Source organism: Nocardioides cavernae (assembly GCF_013410035.1).
GTDB lineage: Bacteria > Actinomycetota > Actinomycetes > Propionibacteriales > Nocardioidaceae > Nocardioides > Nocardioides cavernae_A.
The window spans coordinates 151,165-170,649 of sequence record NZ_JACCBW010000002.1; the positions used below are offsets into that span (position 1 = coordinate 151,165).

Annotated in this window: 16 protein-coding genes; 9 read left to right on the top strand and 7 right to left on the bottom strand. The window is 73.4% G+C overall.

Annotated features, from left to right (window positions below; all coding sequences use genetic code 11):
- Positions 1-23: 23 nt before the first annotated feature.
- Together F4692_RS08255 and F4692_RS08260 are read right to left on the bottom strand one after the other, a co-directional pair.
- The gene (locus tag F4692_RS08255; protein ID WP_179619211.1) at positions 24-1,535 is read right to left on the bottom strand and encodes a M1 family metallopeptidase; all 1,512 of its coding nucleotides are present in this window, start codon (positions 1,533-1,535) and stop codon (positions 24-26) included.
- Positions 1,532-2,107, bottom strand: coding sequence for an RNA polymerase sigma factor (locus F4692_RS08260; protein WP_308645218.1), 576 nt, complete (start codon positions 2,105-2,107; stop codon positions 1,532-1,534). The genes F4692_RS08255 and F4692_RS08260 overlap by 4 nt, the downstream gene beginning before the upstream one ends.
- 20 nt (positions 2,108-2,127) lie before the next feature.
- Between F4692_RS08260 and F4692_RS08265 the strand changes: the two genes are divergently transcribed.
- Complete coding sequence (locus F4692_RS08265) at positions 2,128-3,588, top strand: serine/threonine-protein kinase (protein ID WP_179619212.1); 1,461 nt, start codon at positions 2,128-2,130, stop codon at positions 3,586-3,588.
- 19 nt (positions 3,589-3,607) lie between these two features.
- On the opposite strand, the gene F4692_RS08270 is transcribed toward F4692_RS08265, so the two are convergent.
- Positions 3,608-4,240, bottom strand: a complete 633-nt coding sequence (locus F4692_RS08270; protein ID WP_179619213.1) for a hypothetical protein — start codon at positions 4,238-4,240, stop codon at positions 3,608-3,610.
- 5 nt (positions 4,241-4,245) lie between these two features.
- Positions 4,246-4,923 (bottom strand): hypothetical protein, encoded by a 678-nt coding sequence (locus F4692_RS08275; RefSeq protein ID WP_179619214.1) that lies wholly within the window; start codon positions 4,921-4,923, stop codon positions 4,246-4,248.
- Between the two features lie 101 nt (positions 4,924-5,024).
- Between F4692_RS08275 and F4692_RS08280 the strand changes: the two genes are divergently transcribed.
- Together F4692_RS08280 and F4692_RS08285 are read left to right on the top strand one after the other, a co-directional pair.
- On the top strand, positions 5,025-6,548 hold the full coding sequence (locus F4692_RS08280) for an amidohydrolase (protein ID WP_179619215.1): 1,524 nt from the start codon (positions 5,025-5,027) through the stop codon (positions 6,546-6,548).
- 141 nt (positions 6,549-6,689) lie between these two features.
- Positions 6,690-6,995 carry a GNAT family N-acetyltransferase gene (locus tag F4692_RS08285; protein ID WP_179619216.1) on the top strand — a complete coding sequence of 102 codons (306 nt, stop codon included), beginning with the start codon at positions 6,690-6,692 and terminating at the stop codon, positions 6,993-6,995.
- Here F4692_RS08285 and F4692_RS08290 read toward each other — a convergent pair.
- Positions 6,935-8,119 (bottom strand): RsbRD N-terminal domain-containing protein, encoded by a 1,185-nt coding sequence (locus F4692_RS08290; protein WP_179619217.1) that lies wholly within the window; start codon positions 8,117-8,119, stop codon positions 6,935-6,937. The two genes, F4692_RS08285 and F4692_RS08290, sit on opposite strands and share 61 nt — an antisense overlap.
- A gap of 103 nt (positions 8,120-8,222) precedes the next feature.
- On the opposite strand from F4692_RS08290, the gene F4692_RS08295 reads away from it, so the two are divergent.
- The 6 genes from F4692_RS08295 to F4692_RS08320 all read left to right on the top strand — a co-directional run bounded on the left by F4692_RS08295 (position 8,223) and on the right by F4692_RS08320 (position 17,602).
- Positions 8,223-9,341, top strand: coding sequence for a ferredoxin reductase (locus F4692_RS08295; protein ID WP_179619218.1), 1,119 nt, complete (start codon positions 8,223-8,225; stop codon positions 9,339-9,341).
- A gap of 34 nt (positions 9,342-9,375) precedes the next feature.
- A complete protein-coding gene (locus tag F4692_RS08300; RefSeq protein ID WP_179619219.1) occupies positions 9,376-10,611 on the top strand; it encodes a fatty acid desaturase family protein in 1,236 nt (411 codons plus the stop codon).
- Between the two features lie 130 nt (positions 10,612-10,741).
- On the top strand, positions 10,742-12,787 hold the full coding sequence (locus F4692_RS08305; protein ID WP_179619220.1) for an MSCRAMM family protein: 2,046 nt from the start codon (positions 10,742-10,744) through the stop codon (positions 12,785-12,787).
- A 474-nt stretch (positions 12,788-13,261) separates the two neighbouring features.
- Positions 13,262-15,634 carry an MSCRAMM family protein gene (locus tag F4692_RS08310; protein ID WP_179619221.1) on the top strand — a complete coding sequence of 791 codons (2,373 nt, stop codon included), beginning with the start codon at positions 13,262-13,264 and terminating at the stop codon, positions 15,632-15,634.
- Between the two features lie 137 nt (positions 15,635-15,771).
- The gene (locus F4692_RS08315; RefSeq protein WP_179619222.1) at positions 15,772-16,014 is read left to right on the top strand and encodes a hypothetical protein; all 243 of its coding nucleotides are present in this window, start codon (positions 15,772-15,774) and stop codon (positions 16,012-16,014) included.
- A gap of 88 nt (positions 16,015-16,102) precedes the next feature.
- Positions 16,103-17,602 (top strand): hypothetical protein, encoded by a 1,500-nt coding sequence (locus F4692_RS08320; protein ID WP_179619223.1) that lies wholly within the window; start codon positions 16,103-16,105, stop codon positions 17,600-17,602.
- 14 nt (positions 17,603-17,616) lie between these two features.
- Here the strand turns inward: F4692_RS08320 and F4692_RS08325 are convergent, their stop codons facing one another.
- Together F4692_RS08325 and F4692_RS08330 are read right to left on the bottom strand one after the other, a co-directional pair.
- Positions 17,617-18,546 carry an oxidoreductase gene (locus tag F4692_RS08325; RefSeq protein ID WP_179619224.1) on the bottom strand — a complete coding sequence of 310 codons (930 nt, stop codon included), beginning with the start codon at positions 18,544-18,546 and terminating at the stop codon, positions 17,617-17,619.
- Positions 18,543-19,373: a maleylpyruvate isomerase family mycothiol-dependent enzyme gene (locus F4692_RS08330; protein WP_179619225.1), complete on the bottom strand. Its 831-nt coding sequence runs from the start codon at positions 19,371-19,373 to the stop codon at positions 18,543-18,545. The genes F4692_RS08325 and F4692_RS08330 overlap by 4 nt, the downstream gene beginning before the upstream one ends.
- Between the last annotated feature and the right edge of the window lie 112 nt (positions 19,374-19,485).

The following is a 19,485-nucleotide window of genomic DNA, read 5'->3' on the forward strand; positions in this document are numbered from 1 at the left end:
CACCGCTGGGGTCGGCGACGCGCTCAGGCCTTCGGCACACCCGGGTCGGGCGTACGGTCCCCGGTGATCCACCCGTCGAAGAACGCGCTCAGCTCGCGGCCGGTCTCGGCCTCCCAGTGGTCGTAGACCTGCTCGCGGGAGGCGGAGGTGTTGTCGTTCTCGGCCAGCCATGACCGGGCGATCCGGTAGAACTCGTCGTCACCGAGGTCGGTGCGCAGCTCGTTCCACATGAGCGCCGGCGTGTAGTAGATGTTGGAGCCGCCGAACTGCTGCGGGTCGTACGCCCCGGGCGGGCCGTACTGGTCGCGCAGCTGCTGGTCGACGGCGCGCGCCGACCCGAGGTTCTGCTTGAGCGGGCGGATGTCGTGCTCGTCCTCGTAGATCCACTGCAGGAGCATCGTCATGCCCTCGTTGAGCCACACGTCGCGCCAGTCCGACGGGGAGACCTGGTCGCCGTACCACTGGTGGACGATCTCGTGCGCGACCACCTGCGGGGAGAAGACGTAGTCGTTGGTGCCGAGGGTGACCATCGTCTGGGTCTCCATGGCGCTCATCGAGTCGGTGACGACGAGGCCGAGGGAGCTGAAGGGGTAGTCGCCCAGCTTCGTCTCGATCCAGTCGACGGTGGCCGCCGCGGTCTGGATCGAGTCCAGCGGCCGGGTCAGGCCGCGAGGGGTCCAGTAGTCGACGCGCAGCCCGCCGGCGGAGGTGTTGCTGCTGTGGGTGTAGTCGCCGATGGCGACCGTGACGAGGTAGGACGACGCGGGCTCGATGAGCTGCCAGGAGGTCGTCGTGCCGCCCTCGTCCGAGGTGAGCTCGGTGAGCACGCCGTTGGCGATGCCGGTCCACTGCCGTGGCGCGTGGACGGTGATGTCGTAGAGCGCCTTGTCGGACGGCTGGTCGTTGACGGGGTACCACGTGAAGGCGCCGTAGGGCTCCTGCATCGTCCAGACCTCGCCGGTGTCCGTGATCGTGAAGCCGGTCTGGGAGAAGTCGCCGCGCGTGGTGGGTGCGGGCGTGGGGGCGGGGGTGCCGACGTAGTCGACGGTGAGCTCGTACTGCCGGTCCTGCTCGACCGGCGCCCGCAGCACGAGGTCCTTGCCGCGCCGGGCGACGTCGACGGGCTCGCCGTCCAGGGTCGCCCGGAGCACCCGCAGCGGACGGCCCAGGTCGAGCTGGAACCGCGGCGCCGTGCGCGTGGCGCGGAAGGTGATGACCGCGGTGCCGGTGAGCCGCTCCGGCCCCGGCTCCCACGTGAGGTCGAGGTCGTAGTGGAGGGCGTCGACGCGCGGGTCGCCGACCGCGGGGTAGACGCTGTCCTCGACCGGCGTCGAGCGGGCGAGGTCGAGGTCGGGCTCGACCCGGTCGCCGACCACGGGCGCCGAGGCGGGGGCGACGGACTCGTCGTCGCCGGGCGCCGCGCTCGCCGTCGGCGTCTCCAGGCGGGTGGGGCCGCCGGCCTCGCTCGAGCACCCGGCGGCCGCGGTGAGGACCAGGGCCAGCGCGACGCCCGCGCGCGCCGGCCGCCGGGTCACCGCTCGCCCCGCAGCAGCGGTCGCGCGAGCTTGCGGCCGTGGTGGATCTGCGCCTTCACGGTGCCGAGCGGCGCGTCGACCAGCTCGGCGATCTCGTCGTACGGCAGCCCGTAGACGTCGCGCAGCAGCAGCGGCTCGACGTACTGCGGGTGCTCGCGCTCGATCGTGTCCATCGCCTCGAGCAGGTCGAGACGGGTGCCGGCGATGACGCTCGTCGTGCGCGGGTCGGGCCGGTCGTGCGCGCCGTCCTCGAAGTCGGTCGGCGTCGCGAGGTTCTTGAGGCGACGGTACGTCGTGCGCGCGCTGTTGACCGCGACGATGTGCAGCCACGTGGTGAACCGCCCGCGCCCGCCCCAGGTGCCGATCTTGGTCGCGACGTTGAGCATCGCCTCCTGGCACGCGTCCTCCGCGTCGCCGGAGTAGGGCAGGACCCCGCGGCAGATGTTGAGCACGCGGGTGCGCACCGCGGCGAGCAGCATCTCGAGCGCGTCACGGTCCCCGTCACGCGCACGACGTGCCAGGTCGTCGATATCGTCGGGCGCCAAGGCGTCCCGGTCCCCCGGATAGTCCACGCCTGCACGATAATGCCCGGGTGTCCGCTCCCTCTCGCCTCGGTCGGTACCCGGTGCGTCGCCGCATCGGGTCCGGGGCCTTCGCGACGGTCTGGCTCGCCTACGACGAGCACCTCGACTCCGCGGTCGCGATCAAGGTCCTCGCGGACAACTGGACCACCGACCTGCACATCCGGCAGCGCTTCCTCGAGGAGGGGCGCTTCCTGCGCAAGGTCGAGTCGCCGCACGTCGTGACCGTGTACGACGCCGGGGAGCTCGCCGACGACCGGCCCTACCTCGTCATGGCGTACGCCGACCAGGGCACGCTCGCGGACCGCCTCGAGCTCAGCCCGCTGGAGCCGTCGCAGGCCCTCACCGTCCTGTCCCAGGTCGGCAAGGGCCTCAGCGCGCTGCACGACCGGGGCGTCCTGCACCGTGACGTGAAGCCGGCGAACGTGCTCTTCCGCACGGTCGAGACCTCCCGCGGCGCCCAGGTGATCGCGATGCTGGGCGACCTCGGGCTCGGTAAGGCGATGGACATGTCGTCGCGGCTCACCATGGTGGGCGGCACGCCGACCTACGTCGCCCCCGAGCAGGCGCTCGGCGAGGGGCTCGACGCGCGCGCCGACCAGTACTCCCTCGCCGCGCTCACCTACTACCTGCTCGCGGGACGCCAGGCGTACGACCACGCGTCCCTGTCGGCCGCCGCGAACCCGTCGCCGCCGCCACCGATGGGGATCGACAACCCCGAGGCCGAGGAGGTCGTCCGGCGCGGCCTGGCCAAGGACCGCGAGGACCGGTTCCCCGACGTGGAGTCGTTCGTCACGGCGCTCGTGGAGGCCATGGGCGGCCAGGCCGACGACGCGCCGCAGGCGTGGATCCCCGCCGACCCCGACCTCACCCAGGCCGCGGCGCGACCCGAGCTGACCGGGCTGGCCAGCGACCTACCGGCGACCACGACGCCCGACCGTCGCCGGCGCCGGTGGCCGTGGATCGCCGCGGCCGTCCTCGCGCTCGCCGCCGGCACCGGTGCCGGCTGGGCGGCCGAGCGGGCCTCGACCTCGGAGCGCACCATCGAGGACGACCTCGGGTTCTTGATGGTCACGGTGCCGAAGGACTGGACCGCGCAGGTCGACCCCGAGCCGTGGACACCGGTCGAGGGCCAGCGCGAGCAGCCGGGCATCGCCGCCGGCAGCGCGCCCGGCTGGAACACCGCCGCGTCGCCCGCGCCGGGCGTCTTCCTGGGCCTGCTCCGCGGCGACAAGCTGCCGACCCGCGTGCCCCAGCACCCCGAGTGCGAGGGCAACCGCGACCCGGTCCTCGACGAGGACGACGGGGACCGGTCCATGACCGTCCAGTTCTTCGGCTGCCCCGGCGCGGACTACGTCTTCGAGCGGGTGGTCCAGGTCAACCAGAGCCAGCTGCTGTGGATCCAGATCCGCAGCGACAGCACCGGCACGGCCAACCGGGTCCTCGACTCCGTCGAGGCGTTCGGGGTCTGAGCCGGGCCTGACCGACCCGTCAGCCCAGCCGGATCCCCGCGCCCACGCGCGCGATCAGCTCGGCCATCCCGGCGTCGTCCACCTCGCGCCCGGTGACCGCGATCTCGACCTGCGCGTTGTCGGAGCCGGTGAGGTCCTTCCACCGCAGGTAGCCGTGCCGCAGGTGGTTGGCGGTGACGTACGAGAAGTGCAGGCTGTCGGCCGTCTGGCCCAGGACCTCGACGTTGCTCTCGTCCTCGCGGAGCTCGTCGATGCGCCGGTCGAGGGTCCAGTCGATCGACCGGCGGTTGCTCAGCACCTGCTCGACGCGCAGGACGTAGCCGAAGTCGGGCTGGTCCGGCGGGCGCCACTGCCACTCGTTGAGCGAGTTCTCGAAGAAGTCCCAGCCCTTCGGCACCGGCAGCGTCATCCGGAAGGCGCCACTGCCCACCGACTGGTCCACGAGCGGCAGCCCCTCGGCCAGGGCGGGTGTCGTCGGGTCGGGCAGGATCTCGGGGACGGGGTCGACCGGGAGGCTCGGGGACGTGGCCGCGACGGGTGCCGCCGCACCCGCTCCCGACGGGTTCGCCGCGGCCAGCCACGACGCGCCGAACCCCGCCGCGACGCCGACGAGGGCGAGCAGCGCCAGGAGTGCCGCCCCCCGCCAGCTCACGGCCGTCAACCCAGCCCCGACGGGGTGGGTGTGGTCAGCGGCCTGCCGCCCGCGCCCTGCATGCCGTCGGCGACCCGGCGGATCAGGTCCTTGGTGCCAGGGACGTCCATCTCGCGGCCGTGCACGACGATCTCCACGTCGGCCTGCCCGCTCGCGTCGAGGTCGAGCCAGCGCATGAAGCTGTGCCGCGCGTTGCCCTCGTTGCTGCGGTAGGTGTACTCCAGCGAGTCGGCCCCGCGGTCCTCGATCACCACGTCGTCCTGCTCGGCGCGCAGCCGCTCGATGCGGATGTCGATGGCGTCCTCGATGGTGATGTCCTGGCTCTGGATCTGCTCGATCCGCATGACGTAGCTGTTGTTGGACGTGCCGGGCTCCTTCCACTTCCACTCGTTGGTGGCGTTGGCGTTGGTGCTCCAGCCGGCCGGCACGGGGAAAGTGATCTCGAACTTCCCGGACCCGCGCGTGGTGGTGGTCATCTCGAGGTCCGGCTGCAGCGGCGGGTCGTCCGGGTCCGGGGCGAACGGCCGCGGCGCCTCGACGGGCATCTCCGGGCGCTCGGCCGGCAGGGGCGCGGGCACGCCCGACCCGATCGTGGTGTCGCGGCTCTGCGCGGACGCGGCATAGCCGCCCCCGGCGCCGATCGCCAGGAGCGCGACCAGCACCACGGGGCCCCTCCACTCCACGGGCCCATCATGTCAGCCGGTGCGGTGGTCTGGTCCACGGCCGCGACTGCGTGTGGCGGGGCCGGCGAGCGGCCGGGACGCGGACCTCCTAGCGTGGCCCCATGCTGATCCGGAACGCCCGCCTCGTCGCGGTCACCGAGCACGTGGCGGACCCCGTCGACGTACGCGTCCACGACGGCGTCGTGACCGAGGTGGGACCGTCGCTGGCGGCCGGGCCGGACGAGGTGGACGGGGCGGCCGGGCCGGACGGGGTGGACGAGGTCCACGACGCCGCGGGGCGCTGGCTGATGCCCGGCCTGTGGGACCAGCACGTCCACCTCGGGCAGTGGACGCTCGCCTCGGCCCGGCTCGACCTCGCCCCGGCGCGGTCCAGCGCGGAGGCGGTCGCGCTGGTCCGCGAGCGGCTGGAGGAGTGGCCTGACCTGTCCGTGATCGGGTGGGGCCACCGCCCCACCGCCTGGCCGGACAACCCGGCGGTCTCCGACCTCGACGCGATCGGCACCGACCAGCCGATCGTCCTGATCGCCGGCGACGGCCACCACGGCTGGCTGAACACCACCGCACTCCACATGCTCGCCCTGTCGTCGCGCGACAGCGTCGTCAGCGAGGCCGAGTGGTTCATGGCGTACGGCCGGCTCGCCACGGTCCTCGGGACGGACGGGACCGGGCCCGACGCCTACCGTCGCTCGATGGAGGCAGCCGCCGCGCAGGGCGTGGTGGGGCTGGTCGACCTGGAGTTCAGCGGCGGGGTCGCCGACTGGGCGGCCCGGTGGGCCGGCGGCGCGGACCTGCTGCGGATCCGGCACGCCTGCTACGCCGACGGCCTCGACGACGTCCTGGCCCGCGGCCTCCGCTCCGGCGACCCGCTCGCCGACGACCCCCGCCTCACGATGGGGCCGCTGAAGATCATCAGCGACGGCTCGCTCAACACCCGCACCGCCTGGTGCTGCGAGCCGTACGCCGAGAAGGCGGTGCCCGGCGCCGAGGAGGGGCAGCCGAACCAGAGCCCCGCCGAGCTGCGTGCCCTGCTGGCGCGTGCGGCGGCGGGCGGCCTCGAGGTGGCCGTCCACGCCATCGGGGACCGCGCCGTCGCCGAGGCGCTGTCGGCCTTCGAGGACACCGGCGCCCGCGGCGGCATCGAGCACGTGCAGCTGACGACGCGCGACGACGTACGCCGCATGGCGCGGCTGGGCGTACGCGCGAGCGTGCAGCCCGCCCACCTGCTCGACGACCGCGAGGTGACCGAGCGGCTGTGGCCCGGTCGCGCCGAACGCTGCTTCCCGCTGCGGTGGATGCTCGACGACGGCGTCGACGTCGTCCTCGGCTCGGACGCTCCCGTCTCGCCGCTGGACCCGTGGCTCGCGATCGCCGCCGCCGTCCACCGGGCCGCGGGCGACGACGAGCCGTGGCACCCCGAGCAGGCCATCACCGCCCGCGAGGCGCTCGCCGCCTCGACCGACGGCCGGGGGACCGTCGCGGTCGGCCACCCCGGCGACCTCGTCCTCCTCGACGCCGACCCGCTCGCCGGCGCGTCCGACCGCGCCCACGCCGAGCGGCTCCGGGCCTTCGCCGACCAGGTCGCCGTGACCTGGGTGGCGGGGGTGGTGGCGTACGCCCGCGCCTGATCGGCACATGAGCGGCCATATCGACACCTGAGCGGCCATATGGACGCTCCAGTCGGGAAATGGACGCCGCCGCGAACTCACGAGCCGATGTGGCCGCTCGTCGCACGGTATGTCGCCTCATGAGCGGCCACATGTCCGCTCATGACGGGAAATGGTCGGCGCGCCGGGCGTACGCCCCAGCTGCTGCAGTTCCTGATGGCCCACGTCCTCGCCGACCCCGCCGTGCAGCGCATCGTGCTGGAGCCCGACGTCGACAACGCGAAGTCGGTCGCGCTGATGGAGCGGATGAGCGCCGAGCTCGGGCCGGTCACCGAGGTCCCCGCGCCGATGCCGGACCTGCCGGCGAAGCGGGCGCAGTTCGCCTTCGTCAGCCGTCCGGCGGGCGCTCAGGCCAGCGCGAGGGTCGCGTCCAGCACGAACGCCGGGTCCTCCAGCTGGTCGCCGTAGACCTCCCGCAGCTGCTGGACCCGGTAGCGGACGGTCTGCGCGTGGACGAAGAGCTCCTCGGCGACGGCGTCGCGCCGGCCGTGGTTGAGCAGCCAGCTGCGCAGCGTGTCGGTGAGCTTCTCGGCCGTCGACGGGCGCAGGTCGGCCAGGGGAGCCAGCACGCGGGCACGGAGGTCCTCGCGGGCGGCCGGGTCGGCGGTGAGGACGAGCGAGGCGAGGTGGTCGTCGGAGTCGACGAGGCCCTCGAGGTCGAGGGCGGCGCAGCGCAGGGCACGGCGGTACGACGTCAGCGCGGCGAGCCAGTCGACGCCCGGGCCGACCACCGCGTCCGTGCCGCGCAGCGACCGCAGCAGCGTGCGGCGCGACGTCCGCGACCCCGTGCTCGGCACGAGCAGCAGGGCGTGGCCCTCGGGCAGGCCGGCGACGTCGTCGGTGGGCTGGAGGGTGCGCTGGTCCAGCGCGGTCAGCGCGTGGGAGACCTGGGACTCGGGCAGCACCACCGCGGTGAGGGCGCCGGGCGGCTCCCAGTCGGCGCGCTCGGCCGCGGCGTTCACCGCGTCGGCGGGGGCGGCGGTGAGCAGGGCGCGCGCGAGGCGCTCGAGGTTGCGCTGCCGCACGCGCCCGCTGCTCTCGAGCTCGTCGGTGTGTCCGGCGACCGACGAGGCGGACAGCTCGTCGATGTAGGCGAAGACCAGGCCGGCGAAGCGTGCGAGCTGGTCGGCGTCGATGCCCGCCTCGACCGCGGCCGCCGCCATGTCCTGCCACGACGTGCGGGCGCCGACGCGGTAGGCCGCGAGCAGCGCCTCGACGGTCCGCCCGCTGCGCGCCTCGCCGCGCCCGAGCTGGTAGGCGCCGTCCACGGCCGGCGCCCTCGGCGGTGCCGCGCCGTCCCGACGGGTGGCGAGGGTCAGGAAGCCGCCGAGCGCGAGCTGCACGGCGTTGCGGATGACCTCGCCCATCGGTCCGCTGAACGCACCGGCATAGCTCGGCACCTCCTCGATGATGGTCAGCACCACCCGGTCGGCCACCTCGACCAGCCGTGAGCGCAGGGCCTCGGCCACGTCGGGGTCGAGGGCGACGGCCGTCTGCAATTGTGTGGCGGGACGCACAGAGTGGGTGGCCATGCGGACTCCAGATCGAGGGATTGTTCGCTGCGAACAAAAGCATACGCCCGATTCACGTGCCGTGAGCAGGAACATCGGCCGCGGAACCGGGATGGTTGGTTCCATGAGCACGACTCTCGAGCCGCCGGTGCGTGGCACGCGCATGCGCGACCAGCTGGTCCGCGTGGCCGAGGCCGCCACCACGCCCTACCTCCCGTCCGACTTCATGGACCTCTTCGCCCCGCTCCGCTCGGGTGCCGACCTCCGCGGCCGGGTCGAGTCGATCCACCCGGAGACCGCCGACGCGGCGACGATCGTGATCCGTCCGGGCGCCGACTGGGCCGGCCACGTCCCCGGCCAGTACCTCCGCATCGGCATCGACGTCGACGGCGTACGCCAGTGGCGGGCGTACTCCCTCACCCACGGCCCGCGCCGCGACGGCCGCATCTCGATCACGGTCAAGGCCGTGCCCGACGGCCTGGTCAGCAACCACCTCGTCCACCGGGCCCGGCCCGGCACGCTCGTCCACCTCGAGCAGGCCGCCGGCGAGTTCGTGCTCCCGCCCGCGGGCGGCAAGCACCTCATGGTCACCGCCGGCTCCGGGATCACGCCGGTCATCGGCATGCTGCGCAACCTCTTCCCCAGCACCGACGAGGGCGTGCTCCGCCCCGAGCGCAGCGCGGTCCACGACATCGTCGTCGTCCACGTCGCCCCGAGCCGCCCCGACTCGATCTTCATCCACGACCTCGAGGCGCTCGACGCCGCCGGCGCCATCCGCCTCGTGGCGCGCTACGACGACGAGCACGGCGTCCTCGACGTCGACCGGCTCTCCGACCTCGTCCCGGACCTGGCCGAGCGCGCCACCCTCGCGTGCGGTCCCGCGGGCCTGCTCGACGCCCTCGCCGCGCATCACGACGAGGCCGGCATCAGCCTCACCACCGAGCAGTTCCGCACCGCCCGCGTCGAGCCCGGCGAGGGCGGCACGGTGGCCTTCGCCGACGGCACGACCCTCGACCTCGACGGTGCGACGCCGATCCTCGACGCCGCCGAGGACGCCGGCAAGCTCATGCCGAGCGGCTGCCGGATGGGCATCTGCATGGGCTGCGTCATCCCCCTGCGCGAGGGCAGCGTCCGCGACCTGCGCGACGGCGCCATCACCACCGCGGTCCCCGGCGAGAGCGGCGCGATCAAGGTGCAGACCTGCATCAACGCCGCCGCCGGCCCGTGCCACTTCGACCACTGACACCCGACCTCCCCGACACCCCCAGGAGAGCGACATGACGACCATCCAGAAGAAGGCCGTGCTCGGCCAGTCCAACCCGATCGCGCACCTCACCGAGGCCGACATCGAGCAGCTCGGCATCGAGCTCGACGCCATCCGCCAGGAGGTCCTCGACACCCGCGGCGCCGGCGACGCGGCGTACATCCGCCGGGTCATCGACGTGCAGCGCAAGCTCGAGCTCGGCTCCCGCGCGGTGCTGCTCTTCAGCGCCTTCCCGCCGGCCTGGGTCCTCGGCACCCTCGGCCTGAGCGTGTCCAAGATCCTCGACAACATGGAGATCGGCCACAACATCCTCCACGGCCAGTGGGACTGGATGCGCGACCCCAAGATCCACTCCAGCACCTGGGAGTGGGACATGGCCTCGCCCGCCGAGCAGTGGAAGCACAGCCACAACGAGCTGCACCACACCTACACCAACGTGATCGGCAAGGACAACGACCTCGGCTACGGCATCATGCGCGTCGACGAGGACCAGCCCTGGACGCCGGCCTCGCTCGCGCAGCCGATCTTCTGCTTCGTCAACGCCGTCTTCTTCGAGTACGGCATCGCGGCCTACGACCTCGAGCTCGGTGCCGTCATCGCCAAGAAGCAGACCAAGGAGCCGGAGTTCCGCCGCCGCGCCAAGCAGGTCCTCACCAAGATCCGCAAGCAGGCCACCAAGGACTACGTCGTCCACCCGGCCCTGTCGATCCCGACCGGCTCGTTCCTGCCGACCCTCGCGGCGAACTTCACCGCCAACGTCGTGCGCAACCTCTGGTCCAACTCCGTCATCCTCTGCGGACACTTCCCCGAGGGCGTCGAGACCTTCGAGAAGCGCTCGATCGAGGGTGAGACCAAGGGCGAGTGGTACGTGCGCCAGATGCTCGGCAGCGCCAACATCTCCGGCTCCAAGGCCCTCCACATCATGACCGGCAACCTGTCGCACCAGATCGAGCACCACCTCTTCCCCGACCTGCCGTCGAACCGCTACGCCGAGATCGCGCCCAAGGTGCAGGCCCTCTTCGAGAAGTACGACCTCACCTACTGCGCGCGCCCGATGCCGCAGCAGGTCGCCTCGGCCTGGCACAAGGTCATCCGCCTCTCGCTGCCCAACGGCTGGCTCGCCACGACCAACCGCAAGAACGCCCCCCAGCAGCTCGCCGTCCTCTACAAGATGGCCACCGGCGACCGCCGCACCCGTCGCCTGCTCGGCCGCAAGCTCGAGAGCGAGGCGCGCGCCAAGGCTGCGTGACGCTCGCCCGTACGTCGCACGAAGGCCCCCGGACATCCGGGGGCTTTCGTCTTTCCTGCACGCCGAGGTCGCATCGGTCGTAAGGTCTCCCCTGACGCAGCCGTGGGGGCTGCCTTCGTGGGGGTTGTCGGTGCGCACGCTGGTTCGTCCTGTCCTTGCTGGAGTCGTCGGGCTCTCGGTCACCATCCCGGCGGCGCTCGTGTCCACCCAGGTGCACGCCGCCGCCACTGGCGGCATCTCGGGAACCGTGGTAGCCGACGGCGGCTCGTCCCTCGAGGGGATCCAGGTGGCCGCCTACCGCTGGACGTCGGGGGCGTGGCAGACCATCGCCGGTGACCAGACCGACGCCGATGGCCTGTACGCGATCGAGAACCTGCAGCCGGGCACCTACCGCGTCGGGTTCACCGACCACTCGCGACGTCACTTCCCGGAGTTCTTCGACAACGAGAAGTTCGTGGACGTCGCCCGGGACGTGACGGTGGCGGACGGGGAGACGACACCGGACGTCGACGCCGGGCTGGCTCCGGCGGGCCTCATCGCCGGCACCGTCACCAAGACGAGCGGCGTGCCCGCTCCCGGCATCGAGGTCCAGGCCTACGTCTGGGACACGAGCATGGGACCCGGGTGGTGGCGAAGCATGGCCATGGCCACGACGGGCCCGGACGGGACCTACGAGCTGCGCGGTCTCGACACCGACAGCTACCGCGTGGGCTTCCGTGACACGATGAACGGCAGCCTGGCCGCGGAGTACTGGGACGACGTGGCGACCCGTGAGGCAGCCACCCCGATCCAGCTGGAGCGGGGGCAGCGGTTGCTCAACCGCGACGCCCACCTCGTCGCCGCGTCGCACATCACCGGTCGCGCGCTGGACAGCTCGGGCCTGCCCGTCGAGGGGCTTGCCGTCTCCGCGTACCAGAAGGACCCGACCTACGGGTACTGGACCACGGTCGCCTCGACGCGGACGAGCTCGAACGGCACCTACGACATCGGTCGTCTGGCGGCCGGCACCTACCGCGTCGGCTTCCGGCACGAGACCAACAAGTACCTCGAGGAGTACTGGCCCAGTGGTGCAACCCCGCAGTCCGCCGCGGACGTGGTGGTGGGGCCGGAAGCGAGCGTGGGTGGCAAGGACGTCGTCGTCGTACGACCGGCCAGTGTCTCGGGCGTGGTGACCTCGTCGACCGGGGCGCCGGTCCTGGGCGCGTACGTCTCGCCCCGGAGGTGGAACGAGTCCCAGCAGACCTGGGAGTTCATCAGCCTCCAGTACTCCCAGCAGACGACCAACGCCTCCGGACAGTACTCCCTGACGGGGCTCCGCCCGGGCCGCTACCGGCTGCAGTACTCCGCCTTCAACGGGTCGAGCCCGTTCATCCCTGAGTGGTGGGACAACCAGCAGCACGAGGCCGAGTCGACCGTGGTCGAGCTGGGCGAGGCGCAGGCCCTCGTCGGGCTGGCGACGGTGATGGAGAAGGGCTCGACCATCCGGGGAACCGTGCGACGCCCGGACGCGAGCCCGGTCGAGGAGATCGAGGTCCTTCCGTACCTCTGGGTCCCGCACCTCGCCGAGTGGCGCAAGCGGGACTGGGGCGGCTGGACCGACGAGGGGGGAAGGTACGAGATCACCTACCTCATGTCGGGCACGTACCGGCTGGCGCTTCGTCACGACGGTCAGGTCATCGGCTGGCTCGGCGGTTCCTCCCTGCAGACGGCGACCGACGTCGTGGTGGGCCCTGATGCGGCGCTGACGGGCAAGGACGGCACGGTGGACGTGCCCACCCCCGACCCGACGCCGACCCCCACGCCCACCCCGGTGCCCACCCCGGTGCCCACCCCGGTGCCCGCGCCGATCCCGACTCCGACCCAGACCAGCACCCCGACCACCACCCCCGCGCCGGACCTGGCATCGCAGCTCGGCGGCGTCGCGGAGGACCTGCGGGTGAGCGGCAAGCCGGCCGTGGGCAGGACGGTCAGGGTCACGGGGCTCGTCGCGCAGCTGCGGACGAAGGTCGGCTACCGGTTCCAGTGGTACGCCGGCAGCACCGCGATCAGGAAGGCCACCAGGCCCAGCCTCAAGGTCACCAGGGCCATGCGCGGCACGGTGCTGAAGGTGAAGGTGAAGGTCACCGCGGGCGGAAGCAGCAAGGCCGTCACGCTGAAGGTCGGCAAGGTCGCCTGATCCCGTCGGACAACTGGTCTGGACCTCCGTAGAAACACGGATGTATCAGGACGGCGACCCGAGCATCCTCTTCTTCGTGAGCACTCGACACAGGGGAGCAGGGATGAGCACGAACGGCACGTCGGGGAGCACCCGATGATCCGCATCGGTTCCGTGGGGGAGCCGGGCTACGACGCACGCGCCGACGTGGCGCGTCCGTCGGTGCCGAGGCCGCGTGCGCAGGCGGACGTGGGGTCCGCCGTGGGGGCGCAGGCCTAGCAGCACGCAGGGCCGGCGACACAGGGGATCGTCGGACCGGGCAGGAGCCGGGTGTCGGTGTGGGATCGGGGGATCCGCACCGGGGCCCGGCTCTCGTGCGTACCGGCGCGGTGCGGTGGGCTCACCCGTGGGGCCGTGGACGGAGCGCGCACGCAGGTGCATCCTTGGCCGATCTCCCCGGCACACCTCGGACGGGGCGAGGCACACGGGGGCACCATGGCTGGGATCCGGAACCTCATCGTTCGCGCGAGCGTCGCGTCCGTCGCGCTCGCCCTGGCGCTGGCGGGCGTCACCGCGGTCGTGCTGCCGTCCTCGGCGGCAGCGGGGGGTGGCTCGATCTCGGGCACGGTCCGCGCCGCCGGCGTCGGGCTGCCCAACCCCTACGTCTACCTCTACCAGCAGGACGGCCCGTCCTGGCGGGCCGTGCGGATCGGCGGCCACGTGCCGTTCGGGACCGCCGACTACGTCTTCGACGACCTGGGCCCCGGCACCTACCGCGTGATGGTGAGCAACCCGGGCGAGCCGTGGGTCGAGACCTTCCACCCCTCGGCCGACCTGCTCGAGAACGCGGCCGACATCGTCCTCGCCGAGGGCCAGGACGTCACCGGGAAGGACGTCGACCTCCTCCGCGAGGGGCGGGTGCGGGGCACCGTCTCGGACGCGGACGGCCGGCCGCTCGCCGGCGTCGAGGTCACCGTGACCGACACCGACCAGGCGACCCGCTACGTCGAGACCGAGACGGATGCCGAGGGACGCTACGAGGTCGGTCGGCTGACCACCGACGACTACGTCGTCCTCTTCGACGGCCATCAGGTCGGCATGGGCGCCGAGTACTGGCCGGACGCGCCGACGCGCACGCTGGCCCGACCCGTCGCGGTGGTGTCGGGCGAGGACGACGCCGGCATCGACTCCGTCCTGGAGCAGCCGGGCATCCTGCGCGGCACGGTGACCGACGCCCTGACCGGCGACCCCGTGGCGTACGCCGCGATCACCCTCTACGAGCTGCGGGACGGTGACTGGCAGGGCACCCGCTCCACGACGGGTACGGACGCCCGCGGCCGCTACGAGCTGAAGGGTGTCTGGGGCACCTACCGGGTGCTCGCGGTCGGCCCGGGCTACGACACGCACGGGTACGCCTTCCACCCGGACGTCCCGGACGTGGACGCCGCCGCCTCGGTGACGGTCCCGGAGGGAGGGTCCGCCGGCGGCGTCGACATCGCCCTCGCCAGGCAGCCCGGCACCTCGACGATCAGCGGCCGCGTCGTCGCGTCCGGCACCGCTGCGGCCGGGATGGTCGTCACCGCGGAGCTGCGGGTGGGCGACGACGGGTGGTGGAGGGCAGCGTCCGTGACGACAGCCGCGGACGGCTCCTACCGGGCCTACGTCGGCTATCCCGGCACCTACCGGATCAGCTTCACCGACCCGTCGGGCGACCTCGACGACCGGTGGTGGCGGGACCGGGTCTCAGCGGCGACCGCCACGCCCCTGGAGATCCCCCGGGGTGGGTCGACGGTGACCGGCATCGACGCCGAGATGGCCCCGGTGCCGGGCGGCGCGCTCGGCGGCGCCGTCACCGGGTGGGCCGACGAGCCCCTCGCCGACGTCGACGTCACGCTCTTCGAGCGGAGCACCATCACGTCCGCGTGGACCGAGGTGGTCACGGTCGGCACCGACGCCTCGGGCCGGTGGGGGGTGCCCGACCTCCCCGCAGGCACCTACCGCGTCGGCTACGTCGACGACTCCGACCGCCACGTCCCCGAGTTCCACCTCGACAGTCCCGACGTGGCGTCCGCCGAGGACGTCGAGGTGCGTGCCGGAGGCACGACGACGCTCAGCGCCACGCTCGCACCGGCCGACGGGTCCATCGCCGGCAGGGTCACGGGCGAGGACGACCTCGTCCCGATCGACGGCATCCGGGTCACGGTCTACGGCCCGGCCGACGGAGGATGGACCGCGCTCGACGAGACCGGCGTCGACGAGGACGGCGACTACGTCCTCGACGGCCTCGCCCCCGGTGACTACCGCGTCGGGTTCGAGGACGAGGCGGGACTGCTGGTGGGGGAGTTCTGGTACGACGCCCCCGCCCTCACCGCGGCGTGGGACGTGGAGGTCCTGCCCGGCGGGGAGACCGGCCTCTACTGGGCGGACCTGGCGTCGAAGGACGTGACGCCCACTCCCGAGCCCACGCCGTCCCCGTCGCCGTCTCCCTCGACGTCTCCCTCGCCGACGACCGGACCCGTGGCCTCGCCCAGCACCCCCACTCCGACGACGACGTCCACCGTCGCGCCCGCCCAGCCGGCCCCTGCGATCAGCAACACCGCGAGGCCGCGCATCGCCGGTACGCCCGTGGTGGGCCGCGTGCTCCGCGCCCGTCCCGGGGGTTGGTCGCCGTCCGCGGTCGTGCTGACGTACGAGTGGCGCGCCGACGGCAGGCGCATCCGGCGCGCCGACGGTCCGCGCCTGTTCGTGACGCGCACCCTCCTCGGCGCGCGGGTGTCCGTACGCGTCCGGGCCACGCTGGACGGTGCCGCCGACGTCGTCGCGCGGTCCCGGCCGGCGGCGAAGGTCACGCCGCGGGCCCGGATGTGACACGAGGACCTGGTCTGGACCGTCCCCCGAAGACTTGCCGCAGGCTTCCATTAGTAAAGGACGTCGGCCCGAGCCGTCTCCTAGCCTCGGCCGTGCGGTCCGTGGGGGACCGCGAGGGGGACGGAAGGGGTCCGGAGATGAAGCGCGAACGGGACAGTCACACGGTCGATCTCACCGGGCGCATCCAGTCGCTGGAGCAGTTCACGGGGTCGCTGGTCGCCCGCCCGCAGGTGGGGGGCGGCGACCGCGACGCCATCCCGATCAACGCCGCCCCGGTCTCGCTGGTGCCGCGGCCGCGACGCTCGCGCGTCTTCCTGCGCGGTGGCGAAGGGCACGGCGTCTTCGCCGACCTCACGCTCACCGCGCCGGTGCCCGACTGAGCAGCTGACCGAGACGTGTGACGCACGCATCGGGTGCGCCCCGATGTGCCTCCGACGAGGCGGGCGAGGGCTCACCTAGAGTCGCCCGGTGGTCTGGCTGCTCGGTGCGCTCGTGCTGGCCTGGGTTGCCTGGGGGCCGGTCGTCCTGCTCGTCGCGGCGGGCCTCCTCTGCGTCCCCCGCGTGCGCTGGTGGGTCCAGGACCGGGTCCACGTCAGTCGCCGCGTCGCGGCCTGGGCGGCGGGAGCCGTCGCCGTCCTGGCCGCCGCCGTGCTGGTGGTGCCCGACGGCTGGCTCCCGATCCCGCCGGCACCGGGCGTGTGGGCCGGACCCGCGTACGTCGGTCGCCCGGCGAACCCGCACGAGCTCGCGGCGAGCACGCTGCCGCAGAACCCCCACCGCGCGGTCGGCGACCCGGTCGACCGCCCCGGACCACTCGGGCGCCAGCCCGAGGTCGACACCGGCTGGTTCGGCCTGCAGCACTGCGGCCGGCTCGCGCTGGCCTCGTCGGGCTCCCTCGTCGCGCTGTGCACCTCGCGGTCCGGGCAGGTCGTGCGACTGGTCGACCCGGACTCGCTGCGCCCGACCGCGACGCAGGAGCTCCCCGAGCGACCCGACGGGTCGGCCTGCACCGGCGACAGCTACCTCGACGCAGCCGACCGCCTGGTCGTGGCCGCCGGCGACCGGGTGGTCCTCGCCGTCGGCACGGTCGAGGACGGGAAGCAGTCCCTCGGCGTCGACGCCACGTGGGACCTCAGGCCGTACGTCCCCTACGGCGACTGCGTCGTCGCCCTCGCGCCCGACTTCTCGGGACGCATCTGGTGGGCCTCGGCCGCCGGGCTGACCGGCACGCTCGACCCCGCCACCGAGCAGGTGGGGGTGATCGACCTCGGCGAGGAGGTCCGGCGCGGCATCGCCACCGACGAGGGCGGAGCGTACGTCGTCACCGACACCGCCCTGCACCGCCTGGCCGTCGGCGTCGACGGCACCCCGCAGCCCGTGTGGCGCAGCGAGTACGCCGGCGCCAGCGGGTCCGCCCCGGTCCTGCTGCCGGGTGGCGCGGTCGCGATCACCGACGAGGTCGAGGACCGGCTCGGCGTGGCCTTCCTCGCCCGCGACGACGGTCGCGTGCTGTGCCGGCAGTCCGTCTTCGATAAGGGCGACGGCGCCACCGCCAGCGACCTCGCCGTCGTCGGGTCCGGCGTGGTGGTCACCAACAACAAGGGGTACGCCTCGCCGCGCAGCGCGCTCCTCGGGTTCACCACGCAGGCCGGCATCGCGCGCGTCGACCTCGTCGACGGCGGGTGTGTCGTGAGCTGGACCAGCGACGCGGTGTCGCCGAGCGGCGGGGTCGTCGCGAGCCGGCCCAACGGCCTGGTCTACGCGTGGACCAAGCGGCCGTCCCTGACCGGGGTGAGCGCGTGGTACCTCACCGCCATCGACGCGACGACGGGCCGGAGCAGGTGGAGCGTACGCACGGGCACCGGGCTGCTGGCCGGGAACGACGGCTCGCAGGTGCTGATCGGCGCCGGCGGCACGGCCTGGGCCGGCACCCTCGCCGGCCTGGTCCGGGTGCGTGACCGCGGCTGACGACCGGGGCGGGCCTAGGGCCAGCGGAGGCCGACGGTCGCCTCGCTCAGCTCCCACAGGCGCCGCTGGGCGACCTCGTCGCGGGCGAGCGGGGTCGTGTCGACGATGCGCGGCGGGCCGCTCGCCTGGCCCGGACCGCCCGGGCCGACGTACGTGCCGCCCGGCAGGTCGGCGGTCGCCGCCATCAGCGTGGGCCAGGCCCCGGCCTCGGCCGACTGCGACACCGCGCGGACGGCCGCGTCCAGGATCGAGGAGATCCGCCCCTGGGTGGTGCCGAGCTGGCCGTTCACCACGAGGTGGGTGCCGGCGAAGCCGGGGTGCGCCGCCAGCGCCGTCACCGGCAGCCCGGCACGTCGGAGCCGCCGGTCGAGCTCGAAGGTGAAGAGCAGGTTGGCGAGCTTGGACTGCCCGTAGACCCGCCACCGGCTGTAGCGCCGACGCGCGCGCGGGTCGCCCAGCGGTGCCGAGTGCGCCAGGCGGTGGGCCAGGGAGGAGAGGTTCACGATGCGGCCGTCCCCGGACGCGACGACCTGGTCGAGGAGCAGGCCGGTGAGCAGGAACGGGCCGAAGTGGTTGGTCGCCATCTGCGACTCCAGCCCGTCGGCCGTGCGCCGGTGGGGGCTCGCCATGATCCCCGCGTTGTTGACCAGCAGGTCGATCGGCCCGAGCCGGGCGGCGTCGTCGGCGGCGGCTCGCACGGACGCCAGGTCGGCGAGGTCCACGACGACGTGCTCGAGCAGGGCGCCGGGCACCTCGTCCGTGATGGCCCCGGCTGCGGCGTCGAGCTTGGCGGAGGTACGCCCGGCCAGGGCGACGCGGGCACCGTGGCGGGCCAGCTCGAGCGCGGTGTGGAAGCCGAGGCCGCCGACCGTCGGTCCGGTGACGAGCGCGGTCCGGCCGGTCAGGTCGGGGATGTCGGCCGTCGTCCAGGTGGCCCCGCTCATGGGGTGACGCCCATCGACGAGACGACGCGTTCGCCGAGGGCGGCGTCGCCGCTCACCCGGACCTCGCCCGCCGCTGCGGGTGCGCGCCGGCCGCCGGCGAGCAGGACGAAGGTCTCGCGACGCATCGCGAGGGTCACGGTGGGATCGCCGTCCCCGGCGGTCCCGCGCCGGCCGCGGCCGTCGTCGCCGACCACCGCGGTGACCGGTGCGTGGCCGGCGACCTCGAGCCGGACGACGCTGCCGACGGGGGCCTGGGCGCGTTTGCCCACGATGAAGGGCAGGCTCTCCATCAGGTAGTCGGCCGTGTGGATCGCGGGTGCCGAGTCGAGGTTGCCCGGCGTGCCCAGCGCACGGCGTACGTCCTGCTCGTGCATCCAGACGTCCAGCGGCCGGTTGCGCAGGAGCAGACCGGTGGTCCAGCCGATCGCGCCGAAGGCACCGGGCGCGGGCGCGTCCGGGTCGGTCGGCGGGTCCGCGAGCAGCTGGGTGTGCCGGGCGGTCGTGGACTCGCGGATCTCGGTGATCAGGTCGTCCGGCGGCGCCTCCCGTCGTGCGACCACGCCCTGCTCGGTGAACTGGCCCATCGCCCCGCGGGCGTGCGGCACGACGCCGACCTCCACGTCGTCGTGGGGGCGTCCGGCCAGCAGCGCCTCGAGGTGCGCGGTGTGGGCGGCCACGGCACGCACGTCCCACCCGGGCAGGTCGGTGGGCGTCGACCACTGGTCGGGTCCGACGTGCTCGAGGACGCGGGTGAAGGAGTCGACCGCCTCCCACCAGATCGCGACGAGGGCTGAAAGGCGTGCGGCGTCGTTCTGCTCCTCCGGCATGGTGTGCAGCCTAGGGCTCACCCTCAGGGCGGGGCGCAGGGGCAAGGCCCGGTCAAGGTTCAGCCGTTCGACCACGCCGACGAGGCGAACGGCCTAGCGTCCGGGGCACCGA